Origin of the sequence: Novipirellula galeiformis (genome assembly GCF_007860095.1) — a bacterium.
Taxonomy (GTDB): Bacteria; Planctomycetota; Planctomycetia; order Pirellulales; family Pirellulaceae; genus Novipirellula; species Novipirellula galeiformis.
Genome location: NZ_SJPT01000002.1, coordinates 19,933 through 33,196, shown reverse-complemented (window position 1 = coordinate 33,196; position 13,264 = coordinate 19,933). Strand labels below are relative to the sequence as shown.

Here is a 13,264-nt window from a genome sequence, read left to right as displayed (position 1 = left end):
ATTTTTGCAAGATCACCTGTGACCTTTACCTATCTAGAAGCCCATTATGCCTGTTCACCTTCCCGCCTTGAATCGTCGGCGACTCCTACAAGTTAGTGGCGCGAGCATGCTATTGTGTGGACGCAGTTCCACCGCAGCAGAAGCCGCGGAGGTGGAAACCGATCTGGTTTATCTGCTGAACGATACGCACATTGGCGAACAACAGCCGGAGGAATCCCCGGTTCCCAGCCGTCTGCGAAAGGTGGTCACGGAATTGGTCAACCGGCCGACGAAGCCGGTGTGTGTACTCATCAACGGTGATTTGGCGTTGAAGGACGGCCAACCCGGTGACTACCGGCTGTTCGCAAAGTTGATCCGTCCCCTTCAAGACGCTGGTATCGAGACGAATCTGACGTTGGGCAATCACGACAACCGCGAAGCATTTTTCGGAGTGATGAAGGAACAGCGAGCGGAATATAGCCCCGTCGAATCGCGACACGTTGCCATCGTCGAAACCGAGCACGCCAATTTCGTTCTGCTCGACTCATTGCAAAAGACCATGGTGACCCAAGGAACGGTTGGCACGCAGCAACTCCAGTGGCTTGCATCTGCCCTGGATCGTTTTCAGAGCAAGCCGGCAATCATTGTGACGCACCACAATCCGCGACTGGGCGGAGATCCCTTGCACTTCCCCGGCGGTCTGATTGACTCCGAGGCATTGTGGGACGTGATTGGACCGCGTCCGTGGGTTAAAGCCTACATTCACGGACACATCCACGATCGCGGCTACGCGAATCATCGAGGTATCCACATCCTGAACATGCCAGCGACGTCGTACGTTGCCGATCCCCAAAAATCGACAACGGGTTGGACCACTGCAAAACTTACCGCCACCGGCGTCACGCTCACCACGCATACGACCGATGAAGCGCATCGCTGGAACGGCGAAACGAAAACGCTGACATGGCGTTAAGCGTAGCCGGAGCTGCAAAGAACGAAAATCGCGGATGGGCAGAGTAGAAGGCATCGCGACAGAGCACTTTGCTGGATGATTAGAGTCCATCCCGGTAGCGTTGCTTTAACAAACCGGCGCAAGCTTGGGGGGGGGCGCGGGCTAGGGGGGAGGCGCACGCTTGGTCGTTGCCGACTCGAATTGGTCAAGGCTAGCGTGCCAAGCAGGCCGGATCACACCTTCCCCGAGTTGGCGTAACGGGGGGCAAAAAAAAACGAACCCCTCATCGAAATGAATGCTGCCCCTCGGCCAGCCTAAAGTCGCCCTCCACGGAATGTGCTGTTTCTGCCAGCGTTTCCGTAAACGCAGTGGCATTCGCCATCATTCGTCGGCGTGATGGGACGCTGGGGAGTCAGGTGATTCCCGCGACACGATTTAGTCGCTCGATTTCACCAGTCCCTTGAGCGTTAATTTTAAGTTGGCGTCGGACTTGATTTTAGTAGTGGCCTCGCTTCCTGCAACGGAGACCTTCGTCGGGAAGCATCGCGTCATGGTCAGGATCATCCCAGGTTGCAACTCCACTTCGTCTTGCCGATCGTTGGCGCGAAATTCAATCGTTTTCGTTTCCTCGGTCTCGTTGGTCAGTTTTAAGCGGAATGCTGCTGACTTCGGGCGCCCAAACATCTGCACTGCGTAGTACGTGACATCATCCGTTGTTGCGACCGCAACCCCAGTGTGAGTGACATAGTCGGCGAGCATGTTCTCGCGATGCGGCGGCGACTCGATCCAACCTTGGACAAACACTTCGATCAAACTATCAGCAGAGACGTCCCCCGAGTTGGTTCGATAGGCGATGTTCTCGCGAACGATACAATAGTCGTAGCCCGCCGCCTCCGCTCGCTCGGCAGGTGTCATGTCGTTGGCTCGGTGACCATACTTGCTCGTTCGGGCCATGAACTCGGCAAACTTCTTAGCGGCTTGCGTCAAGTGTTCATCACGCTGCACGGCGTCCAACTGATTCGATTTGCGGAACTCGTTGGTTTGATCGACGATTGCCTGCTCGACTTCAGCAATCATGTTCGATGATCCAGCGGTCGCTTTGCCCGTCGCCGGAATTGAAGAGGTCGATTGTCCCTCTTGCCCACTCACGACCGTCATGGTCGTGAAGACGAGGAATAGATTCAACGAGATAGAGCAAGCGGTGTGATACATGGCTAGGTTCACCCTTTAAAGGATCGGACGTTTGCGGGTTTATCAACGTTGACGCAACAATGATGCCATCGCGGGCTCGATGCGATTTGCCGTAGTCGCATTCGTAACCATCCCCTGCCGACGGCAAAGAGCGAACGCGAGTAGGGCTTCGTGCTCTTTACCGTGGGTGTTGTATCGGTCAGGCTGATTTGGCGACGTTATTGCACCTGAATGAGGATGCTCTTGAGCAATTCGTTGTCGGTGGCTTCGAGTGCGACGCTGACGTCCGCTCTGAGTTTTACCAGCGAGTCGCTGAGTCGACGATTTAGATTTTCTCGCGTCGTGAACTTGGTCCATACCGCTTGATTCGCATCCAAGTGGAACTGTACCCAATTCGCGTCTTGAATGTATTTGGAACGTTCGGCGGTGTAGCGATTCAGGTCAGTCCGCGTCGGTCGCCTTGGTGTTGCTGCGGCCGACGTTGTCGGTTCTCGTGTCGCTTGTTGTTCACGAGCCATCGCGGCCAGCAACTCGTCTTCGCCATCGATAACCTGGGCGGGGTCCCCACGATCAATGTCGTCGTCATTGTCGCCTCGATTAACGCTTGCAGGATTAATGGAGTTCGCGCCCAGGGGGTTATTGACATCGTAGTCCGCGTCTGGGTCGTAGTCATCGGAGTCATAGATCGAATCTTCAGCGTAGGGCAACGTGGCAGAACGTGTTTGCGTTTCGCGATAACTGATATGGTCCGTGCCTCGGGTTCCGATGCCGAGACGACCGGATGCTGCCGCGATCGCGCCTTCCACTCCGTCTTCGATTGCATCGGCTCGGTTACGAGCTTCAGCGGGCGTTTCGTCGATGTAGTCGTCGACACGATAATTGTCGACGTCGAGCGATAAGCCGCTACCACTGCGTTCATCGTCCATTCCCGGGTCATCCTGACCCGCAGGAGTTTCAGTGTCGAATCGCTCGATGCGAGAGTCGAGTGTGGGCGTTGGTGCTGTCTGTGATTTCGGTCGCTCGCGACGTTTGGACGAGTCAGCGTCGGCGGTTGAGAGATTCGTCGGCCTCGCCAATGCGGCTCCAACCGCTTCGTCACTTGACACGTCGTTGCGAGCTGGCGTGCTTTGAAGTTCTGGCAGCGAACTCTTGCTGCCAGTTGGCTCAAGCGAGCGATCGCCATTCACATTGCCGGTCTGTTTGACCTGTTTCCAACCAAACGTCTCCATCGCTTCCACAATCCGAGAAGATTGCTGGAACAGCTTCCTGAACTGCTCAGCTTGTTCCGGTGAATCTGCTTCCTCCGCAGCTTGTCTGGCGAGCTTCTTCGTCAAACTGGCGTCGCTCCAGATCACGCCTGCCAGCGCCCAGTCGCTGATTTGGGAAGCGGAACCGTCGGGAACGGCGGATTGATCTTGAGCATTCGCACTCCCGATCGCGGCGAACGCAATGGAGAGCAGGGCGAGCAGTCGTGTGGATTTCATTGGATTGACTTGATTAAGGGAATGTTGACGCTTAGCAACGGAAAATCGCGGCGACGACGGCGTCATCGCTGGGCATGCATTCGGGGCTGCATTGCAAGACATCGCCGCCATGACGCAGTGTTTCAAGGACAACTTGATTGGTTTGCTCACAATGAATTTCGTGATTGCACACCAGCAACGAATCGACGCGTCCGGCTTTCGCCGTTTTCAAGACTTCATCCATGTCTGCGGACGCTTTGGAATTCGCCATCGCCGTGCCGAAGCGTTCCACGAACTCGCTGTGGTCGGGCTTCAATTGAGGTGCGATCGCTTTGTGAACACGCTCGCGTAGCTCATCGTCGGTCCACCCGGACGGGCTGCCGTCGACTCTCGCGTCGACTTGGACTTTCGTCGTGGCCTCGAAATGTCCTGTCACTTCACTGGTAGCTACGACCAATAGCGGTAGCCCCGTGTTGTAGATCGCCCCCGCCACTTCATCGCCAATGAGCGATAAGTACTGGTCACGGTCGGCTTCGATTTTGTCTTCGCCCTCACCGTGGCCATGGAACATTGCGGTGGAGGTTCCGGCGGTGTTACCGACGCTGCGGTGACTCGTATATTGCAAACTTTCTTCGGGGTCACGCGGCAAAACGAGATCATCGAATTTCGCAGGCAGTGCGCGGGTTTCGACCATCGTGAAGGATTTCCCCGCGACACGAAATAAGCTCGCTTCGTCCCAGGAAAGCGAAAGCACAAAATATTCGCCACCGGAATTGGATTCACGAATCAGCGGTTGAATGAAGAACGAGTTGCCAACACAGACCTTTTCGTCGACGCTGCGATTGAGGCGAAACATGCGGCAATCGTTGGGTGTTAAGTAAATCGCCAGCCCTTCGCCTTGATGTTGCCAGAACTGGCTATCGCTGGATTGGGCTTTCAGGCGATCGAGAATGCCGTCGTCATGCCCCACAGCTTTCAGTTTCTGGCTCGCTTCTTTGAGCAGGTTTTTAAGGCGAATCGGTCCCTGCTGGACTTCGCGACCGCTGCGGTGGGTTCGCATCAAAAGAGATACGCAAGGATTTCCGGTCGATGATGCCAATTCCTTCAAATCGTCAGCATTGAGAGCCTGTGGAGTTGTTGCGTCAGTCGTGGTGGTCATGAGGATTTCCTTTGAAAGCGTAACTTGAGTTGTCTCAGCCGCGATTTTCTAACCGTGCGGTTGTGGCAATCGCGACTACATCGACAATGCAAAGTTGATGCCACAGGCATCTCAAAACTTCGTTCTCGAAACTGTTTGTAGTTGCCTGGGGACAGAGCATGTTGCTCGGGGATCGAGTTGCCTGGGGACGAGTTGCCTGGGGACAGAGCATGTTGCTCGGGGATCGACAGTTGCCTGGGGACAGAGCATGTTGCTAGGGGATCGACTTCGAAGTGGGACCCGGTCAGCGATTCATCCTGCGGAGTTGGATATTTTTTTAGCCTTGGGCTGCTGAGAAATGGCCTATCGCACGTTTGGACGTCGAGGGTCCACGTTGAGACGGGATCGTCCTCGTGGAAATTGAATCGAACCGCGTTTCCTTCAATTCGCGGCGCGCCTGCGAAGTCGATTTGCCTGGTTTTGCGAGCTAATTTTTTGCCTGCCATTTTCTGAATGCGTGGCAGCGGAAAGATTCGACGTCCCTCTGGTAGGTCCTTCCTTGGTCCCGGTATGATCTTGAGTACTCTATCTTGCGTCCATTGCTCGATTCGATTCTTGATGGCGAGACGTGTCAGTGAAAGCTAGCCGAACATGAAACGTCGGTTTCTTGCGGTGTTCGTTATCCAGCCTCTTTTTGAGGAGGGCATTTGTTTTGCCCCATACCGATCGCGGAAGGATCGCCTTCGATTCAGACGCGTTGCGTAGGTCGCCCCCAAGCCAACTGGAGTTACCCGATGACCAAACAGACGCCGCTTATTACTGTCACCCCTAGGGTTTTGGCCGGAGTTCTACTGCTGGCTCTAAGCCAGAGTGCTGTCGCGGCCAACGAGGAAGGGACGCTGCGGACCACCGAGATCAAGCCAGTCTTGTTCAGCGATGACCACACGTCCGAGGGGTTCCTCGCGCCGCTCGCCGATGGGCGCATCATGCTGATCTTTCGCCTCGATCCTGGCATCCAGGGAGACCATACGGGCACCAACGGACACATTGTTCGAATGACCTACGATCCGGAGGCGGACCGGTGGGGGCAGGTCGAAACGGTCTACAACAGCGACCAATATGATGACCGCAACGTCCATGGAGGCGTCACCAGGGATGGCAGGATCGTCGTGTTCTTCCGACACCTCGCCAAGGATGGGAAGACAGAAGGGCGATACTTTATCTACAGCGATGATAGCGGAAAGACGTGGACGGAGCCTCAAGTCTCTGAGGCCTGGACCGACCCACAGCAGAGCGGGATCCCCGGTGTCTGGAGCACGGGGCAGATGTTCTACAACCCCGATATCGAGCGATACATGATGTTGGGGTGTCGGCGGTACATCACGTCCAGTCCCGACGGTGTATCGTGGGACAACCGTCGGCTCGTGACGGACAATCGGAAGTATGCGTTGACCGAGATCGCCGGCGCTTGGTGCGGTAACGACCGCATGCTTGCGCTGATCCGGGACGACCGACGCGAGCAGGGGCACCCGCTGCTCCAGATCGAAAGCCACGATAACGGGAAAACATGGACCGAGCCCGAGCCGACCAACATCCCGCCGGACCAGCACTGGGGCGCTGCTCCGCAACTAATCTACGATCACGATCGTGATCTGCTGATCGCGCTCAACAGTACTCGCTACTCGCTGCCCAACGACCAACAAGGGCTGCAGATTTACACGGCCGATCCTGATGACGTGGTAGGAAAGTCGCAGAACTGGACTCAGCGATACGATCTGCGACGCCCTTGGGCAGTCGAGGAATTCGAGCCGAAGCGGCGGTTGAACATGAACTTCTACGGATATCCAACGATCGCGCAGATCGGCGATGGAGAATACCTTGTCGTCTTCACCGAGCGGGCCCGGATCGACGGCCACGAGCAGGCGGACCTCCTCTATTTTCGTTTCAACCTTCACTGACATCATGCTTGGGGACCGTGCTTGGGGACAGTGGTTGGTGAGAGCTGGGGGACGAGAGCTGGGGGACAGAGCATTTTGCTGCGGGCGCGGCACCGATGCGGGGCACCGGATGAGACGGTTAGAAAATGGGAGGTTAAAAAATATCAAAACCTGATGTCCGCCAGCCCATTTGATATCTCAAACGCTCAGCGGATTTCCGTGCAATCACTGTCCCCGATTTTCCTGTCCCACAAATCCTCGGTTACCTCAAAGCCGCCCGCTTCGCCCCCGGCCTGCGAATCAACTTTGGCGGACCAAGCTTCTACATATAGAAGTACGTCCGCTCACATCTCTTTCTTTTCTTCCTTTGTGTCCCTTGTGCCCTTTCGTGGCTAGCCCATCTCCATGGCCACAACCTTTCTATATCGTCGTCAAACTCTGGTCGCTCTGTCACATCCTTTGTGACGATGGAATCACGTCCCCCGAAGATGTGGCCGAACTGACCTATTTTTTCCGCAGACGATAGAGCTGGGGGACAGAGCATTTTGCTGCGGGCGCGGCACCGATGCGGAGCACCGGATGAGACGGTTAGAAAATGGGAGGTTAAAAAATATCAAAACTTGGTTTCGGCCAGCCCATTTGATATCTCAAACGCTCAGCGGATTTCCGTGCAATCACTGTCCCCGATTTTCCGTCCCCGATTTTCCTGTCCTTGATTTTCCTGTCCTTGATTTTCCTGTCCTTGATTTTCCTGTCCTTGATTTTCTGATGCGGACATCCCACAAATCCTCGGTTACCTCAAAGCCGCCCGCTTCGCCCCCGGCCTGCGAATCAACTTTGGCGGACCAAGCTTCTACATATAGAAGTACGTCCGCTCAAAGCTCTTTCTTTTCTTCGTTTGTGTCCCTTGTGCCCTTTCGTGACTAGCCCATCTCCCTGCCACAACCTTTCTATATCGTCGTCAAACTCTGGTCGATCTGTCACATCCTTTGTGACGATGGAATCACGTCCTCCGAAGATGTGGCCGAACTGACTTATTTTTTCCGCAGACGATAAAACGCTTGCGGTGCATTGGTGAGTGGCATCGTCGATTATTTTTCTAGCCAAAAAAAGACACAGAATTCACAAAGAAAATCAAACAACTCTGGAACCTCACTCCGGAAAGATGCTGTGTCCCTCTGGTACTGTGGCGCCGCTGCTCATGGCTACGCTACTGCTCGGATGCCTGGGGACAGGATTCTCGGCGAGACAGTGCGTACTGTTACTGGCGTAGCATCACGGCGGGGTACCGGACGAGAGGGTTAGAAAAGGAGAGGTTAGAAAATGACGAAGCTTGGTGCCGGCCAGCCGATTTGCCTTATGCGTTCTCAACGAATTTCTGTGAGCTCACTGTCCCAGGCTCAATGTCCCAGGCTCTCTTATTCGCTTGCTGTCATTCTCGATAAAGAACAGGCGAGACCAGGAGCTTTGACGAGAGGCTCGAGAAAGACGAATCGATCAAGGTAGCCGAGGTTCGATCGTAGACTAGCGGCACGGCATCTGCGGGTGGAGAGAGAGTCTGCAGCACGGGAGCGTTAGTCCCGCTCACTTCTTGGTTCGATTGTTTACTCGTCGCCGAACCGATCACTTCACTCCAATCGAAGGGACATATCATGAGTAAGAGAAGCACATGGCGGCTCGCATCAGTGACCGCCGCACTTGCCGCAGCGTCCTGCATCGCCATTACCGCGCAAGCCGAGGAAACCCTCTCCACAGGAGATGGTCTGTTGACACTAACCGCGAACATGCCCGAAGAAGTTCGCGTCGGTGAAGAGTTCACCTACACCGTCAAAATTACGAACGCTTCAGACAATGTGACGATTCACGATATCGAACTGAAGCAATTGAAGGCCAAAGGCTTTTCAGTCGAAACGACGTCGACAGGATCTAAGGATGCTGAGTCCAGGCAAAGCGTTGAGTCCAAGCAGGACAAAAAGGGCAAGCGTAATAGCGAGATGAAGATCGCGATGCTCAAACCGGGTGAAAGCAAAACGGTTAACGTGACAGCTTCGGCTGATGAAGTAGGCGAACTGCGAAGTTGCTTGGCCATCGTCAACTACATGCCTGCGATCTGTTTAACCAGCCAAGTCGTCAAGCCACAACTCGAGCTAACCAAGGTGGCGCCCAAACAAGCCGATCGCTGTGACGTGATCGAGCTTGAATACTCCGTCAAGAACGCAGGTAGCGGTGATGTCGGGCCGTTCATAGTGACCGACACTTTAGGGGATGGACTGGCGACCATCGATGGCGACGAAACACTGAAGTTTGAAGTTGACGGTCTCAAGGCTGGTGACACTCGCAACTTCCTCGCTCGCGTTTATGCTAGCAAGCCAGGTTCGTTCCGCAGTCGCGCGATTGCTAAAGCTGAAAACAGTGACCTAAAGTCACGTAGCAAAGAGACCACGACCGAGGTGATTGCTGCCGACTTGGCGGTTCAGGTCGATGGACCGAATCGTTTGTACGGTGAACAACTCGCTACTTTCACCGCGCACGTGACCAACACCGGCAATGCAGCGGCCGATGACGTTCGTGTCAATGTGTTCTGGCCCGAGGCCTGCAACCTAGTCGATTTCAGCGAACCAACAATGCAGTCTTCGAATCAATCGTCCGGTAAGTCAAGCGATCAATCGCAAGACGTGCCAACGATGGCGAAAAATGCAAAAAAAGCCAAGCAAGGTTCGGCTGACAAAAACGAGGGCAAAAACGGCGACGACGTCGAGCTTGCAATGAGCGACAAATCGTTCACGATCGAACGCTTGGAAGCTGGCCAAACCGCCGTTTTCGAGTATGCCGTGCGAACCGGCGACGTGGATACACTACCCACCAAGGTCGTAGCTCGCTACCTCTGTAGTGTCGACGCCGCTGACGACCAAGCCGATGCTAAGAGCGAAACGGAGTCAATGGCCATGGCACGCGCCGAGGTCGTGCGTCTGGCTGCCATGCAAATGGTCGTTCTTGACGACGAAGATCCTGTTGCCAAAAAGTCGAACGTTGTTTATTCGATCCGAGTTTGGAACGAAGGCGATGCCGACGACAGCAGCGTGACGCTAAAGGCTGAAGTACCCAAAGGCCTTGAGTTTGTGAGTGCCAAGGGACCAACCGAGCATAGTGTCGATGGATCGACGATCACCTTTAAGCCGATCAAGACTATGCGAGCAGGGGACCGTGCCGACTACAAGGTCACGGTCAAGTGCACCGGTAATGGCGACGTTCGCTTCGCCGCGATGCTCAATAGTCAGTCGCTCAATAAAGAAGTGACCGTCGAAGAATCGACTCGCCTGTTCGATCAAGCGGCCAAATAATGTGTAGCAACGGTTCACTGCAACCACTCTAAGTTAGCGAGCTTGAGTGAATCTTGGCCACGATTATGGAGGCTTGGTAGGCGAAAATCCTACCAAGCCTTTTTTCAATCGTTTCATTACGAATTTAATTGGTGTCACCCAGCAAAAGTCGATTCGCGCGGATTCGCGTGATTCGTGGGCAATCATTTCCGACGCATTCCCCGATGAATTGCTTGGGGACAGTGAATATAGTGCTTGGGGACAGAGCATTTTGCGGCGAGTGCTTGGGGACAGAGCATTTTGCTGCGGGCGTGCCACCGATGCGGGGCACCGGATGAGACGGTTAGAAAATGGGAGGTTAAAAAATATCAAAACCTGATGTCCGCCAGCCCAATTGAGATCTCAACGCTCAGCGGATTTCCGTGCGATCACTGTCCCCGGCACTCCCGCTGCTCTGTCCCCGGCTCTCTGTCCCTCCCGCTGCTCTGGTCTCCGGCTCTCTGGTCCCCGTGCGACCAACTTGGTGGATAAGCAACCGAGGTGCCTGCGTCAGCGAACGATCGTTGAGGCGATCTCCACGATGAGGGGCGACGCACAAGTGCGCGGACAAGAACGGCGCCTGCGTTCGCGTAACGCGAACCATCGACGCGGCTACGTCGGCTGAAACGCGATTGCTCGATGCTATGCACGCATCAGGCATCGGTTTGGATGAGCTCGCTAACGTGTTCACGAGGTCGACAAGCGAAACCGCTTGGCTGAATCGTTCGACGCCGAGCTTGTTCGACGCCGAGCTCTTAGATGTCCGAGCTTGGCAAAAGCTCGGCTCCCGATCGGCACATCAAGTGCATCTCCGATAAAGGGATTGCATTCCCCCTTCTCCTCCAACGCCGATACGACTCACCATGCAAGTCCTCACCCTTAAGTGTCCCAATTGTAAACACGAAGTCGATACCACGATCGAGCATCTTGACGGTCCGCTGGTTTGTCCGAGTTGCGAGAAGCCATTCGAGGTGGAAATGCCGACCGCCGTGGTGTCGTCGGTTCGCGAAGTCGAAAGTAAACCTCGCGAAACTCGCAGCACATCCGAACTTGGCGAACGAACCCTTGTCAAAGTCCACCCGGTTGTGTTTCGTGCCCGCCCCATAGCGACACTCGTTCTGTCCATTGTCGCTCTCGCCGCCGTCGTGCTCATGCTAATGTCGGTGACGGGGATGTCGTTGGCGGGTTACTCTTTGAACGAAACAATGGCCCTTGGGCCCGTGTCGCTGTTGACGTGGTTTTGTCTGATCACGCTGCTAACCGTGGCCGCCGTCATCGGTCGCTGGATGTTATTAAGCCAGTTCACGACGTTGACAGTAACGAATGATCGAACGATTTATTGCGAAGGCATCGTGTCTCGCCAGACATCGGAGGTTCAACACGACGACGTGCGAAACATTCAGCTCAACCAAACGTTCATTCAACGATTGCTAAATGTTGGCGACGTCGGCATTTCTAGCTCCGGCCAAGATGATTTGGAAGTGGTGGCTCGCCGCCTGCCGCAACCCGAACGAATCATCGAACACATTCGTGAAAACCAAGCATGAAAACTATTGTTGCAGTGCCACGCAGCACGCGATGCCCACCGCACCGCGTATCGCCGGCATGAGTTCGTGAATGAATTTTGAATCAGCAGTTCCAACGAACCGAATCGCGGTCAACATGAAACATTTGCACCTCGCATCACGCCGAATCATGTTATCGGTGGTCTTCGTGTTCGTCGGCAATGCACTTGGTATCGCGACTGCGAATCCGCAGGACGTGATTCCACGCGACGCAGATCCAAAAGCGGCTATCGAGCCACCGCAGGACGAGGAGAAGGTGATCGAAGCCCCCGATAAGATTGAGGTCCAACCGGTCACCGAAGACGTGGACATTTCGGGGCGTTTGGAGCGCATACTCAATGCGACGGGCTGGTTTGATTCGGTGGAAATTTCCACCGACGAAGGCGTCGTCTTTCTGAATGGAGTTGCCGATACTCAGCAACATCGCGATTGGGCGGAACGAGTCGCGCAGCGCACGACCGATGTGGTTGCCGTCGTGAATAATGTTTCGGTGGAAGCAAGACCGGTCTGGGATGTCTCACCGGCTGTCGTTCAATTAAAACAGCTTGCACGTGATTTAGTTCAATTGATCCCGCTGCTGGTGGTGGGAACGCTGGTCATGCTCTTGTCGTACGGGGTCGCTAAACTGTTAGCATCACTCGCGCGTCGCATGACGGCGCGGCGAATCGACAGCCAACTGTTGCAGCAAGTCATTGCCAGCGTTGTTGCCGTGTTGGTGATGCTGATCGGACTCTACATCGCATTGAAGGTGTCAGGTCTGAGCCGGTTGGCGGTCACGGTACTCGGTGGTACGGGATTGGTCGGCATCGCACTCGGTTTCGCGTTTCGTGATATTGCAGAGAACTACCTTTCCAGCGTGTTGATTAGTTTGAATCGCCCCTTCAACGTCGGCGATTTGATCGAATTGGACCGCTACAAAGGCTTCGTCCGTAAGGTGACGACTCGCGGAACTCTGTTGCTGACGCTTGACGGTAATCACATTCAAATTCCCAACAGCACGATCTACAAATCGGTCATCATCAACTACTCTTCTTCGCCACGCTTGCGACAGCGTTTCACCATCGGGATCGGCTACGACGACTCGGTAACCGAAGCGCAAGAGATCGTTCTTCAACAGTTGATAAAGCACGAATCCGTTTTAGACGATCCGGCACCGCTCGTGTTGGTTGAGTCGCTAGGTGCATCAACCGTAAATTTGCAAGTTTTGTTTTGGCTCGACGGCGAACGTTTCGACGCAGCCTCAGTAAGCAGCGCCTTGATGCGTCTTGCCAAAGCGGCATTGACTCAAGCCAATATCAGCATGCCCGATGAAGCACGTGAAGTCGTGTTCCCCAACGGAGTGCCCGTGGCAATGTTGTCAGGAGAACAACCGGACAGGGTGCAAACACAGCGCGGTGCCGTTGCCGACAACCGGAAGCCGAATTCACAAAAACGATTCGCCGACACAGTCCATGCGAGCAAGGGGGAAGGCAACCTGCGCAGCATGTCGGACGAAATCCAGCGGCACTCCGATGAAGCAGAGGATGACGGCGAAGAAAACCTGATCGATTGACGCCCCAATCGAAATACTTCGACAAGCTGGGATCGATAAAACAGGATTCGGCCCCCCAGCCCCCAATCCGATCAAGTCGTGGCACCGCTAGAGCCTATTCAAAAATGAGGTGAGATGTAGGACCGGCT

The 13,264-nt window shown here is 54.8% G+C and carries 9 protein-coding genes; 6 read left to right on the top strand and 3 right to left on the bottom strand.

Annotated elements, in window-relative coordinates:
- Positions 1-46: 46 nt before the first annotated feature.
- Positions 47-952 carry a metallophosphoesterase family protein gene (locus Pla52o_RS05265; protein ID WP_146593585.1) on the top strand — a complete coding sequence of 302 codons (906 nt, stop codon included), beginning with the start codon at positions 47-49 and terminating at the stop codon, positions 950-952.
- Between the two features lie 414 nt (positions 953-1,366).
- Here the strand turns inward: Pla52o_RS05265 and Pla52o_RS05260 are convergent, their stop codons facing one another.
- The 3 genes from Pla52o_RS05260 to Pla52o_RS05250 all read right to left on the bottom strand — a co-directional run bounded on the left by Pla52o_RS05260 (position 1,367) and on the right by Pla52o_RS05250 (position 4,744).
- Positions 1,367-2,143, bottom strand: a complete 777-nt coding sequence (locus Pla52o_RS05260) for a CAP domain-containing protein (RefSeq protein ID WP_231612116.1) — start codon at positions 2,141-2,143, stop codon at positions 1,367-1,369.
- Positions 2,144-2,340: 197 nt separating this feature from the next.
- Entirely contained in the window at positions 2,341-3,606 is a 1,266-nt protein-coding gene (locus Pla52o_RS05255) for a hypothetical protein (RefSeq protein ID WP_146593584.1), read from the bottom strand.
- A gap of 31 nt (positions 3,607-3,637) precedes the next feature.
- Positions 3,638-4,744, bottom strand: a complete 1,107-nt coding sequence (locus tag Pla52o_RS05250) for a baeRF3 domain-containing protein (RefSeq protein ID WP_146593583.1) — start codon at positions 4,742-4,744, stop codon at positions 3,638-3,640.
- A gap of 773 nt (positions 4,745-5,517) precedes the next feature.
- Between Pla52o_RS05250 and Pla52o_RS05245 the strand changes: the two genes are divergently transcribed.
- The 5 genes from Pla52o_RS05245 (at position 5,518) to Pla52o_RS05225 (ending at position 13,136) form a co-directional block, all read left to right on the top strand.
- Positions 5,518-6,681 carry a sialidase family protein gene (locus tag Pla52o_RS05245; protein ID WP_146593582.1) on the top strand — a complete coding sequence of 388 codons (1,164 nt, stop codon included), beginning with the start codon at positions 5,518-5,520 and terminating at the stop codon, positions 6,679-6,681.
- Positions 6,682-8,312: 1,631 nt separating this feature from the next.
- The gene (locus Pla52o_RS05240; RefSeq protein WP_146593581.1) at positions 8,313-10,001 is read left to right on the top strand and encodes a DUF11 domain-containing protein; all 1,689 of its coding nucleotides are present in this window, start codon (positions 8,313-8,315) and stop codon (positions 9,999-10,001) included.
- 46 nt (positions 10,002-10,047) lie between these two features.
- Complete coding sequence (locus tag Pla52o_RS05235) at positions 10,048-10,359, top strand: hypothetical protein (RefSeq protein WP_146593580.1); 312 nt, start codon at positions 10,048-10,050, stop codon at positions 10,357-10,359.
- Between the two features lie 523 nt (positions 10,360-10,882).
- The gene (locus Pla52o_RS05230; protein WP_146593579.1) at positions 10,883-11,566 is read left to right on the top strand and encodes a PH domain-containing protein; all 684 of its coding nucleotides are present in this window, start codon (positions 10,883-10,885) and stop codon (positions 11,564-11,566) included.
- A 70-nt stretch (positions 11,567-11,636) separates the two neighbouring features.
- Positions 11,637-13,136, top strand: a complete 1,500-nt coding sequence (locus tag Pla52o_RS05225; protein WP_231612115.1) for a mechanosensitive ion channel family protein — start codon at positions 11,637-11,639, stop codon at positions 13,134-13,136.
- Positions 13,137-13,264: the final 128 nt, after the last annotated feature.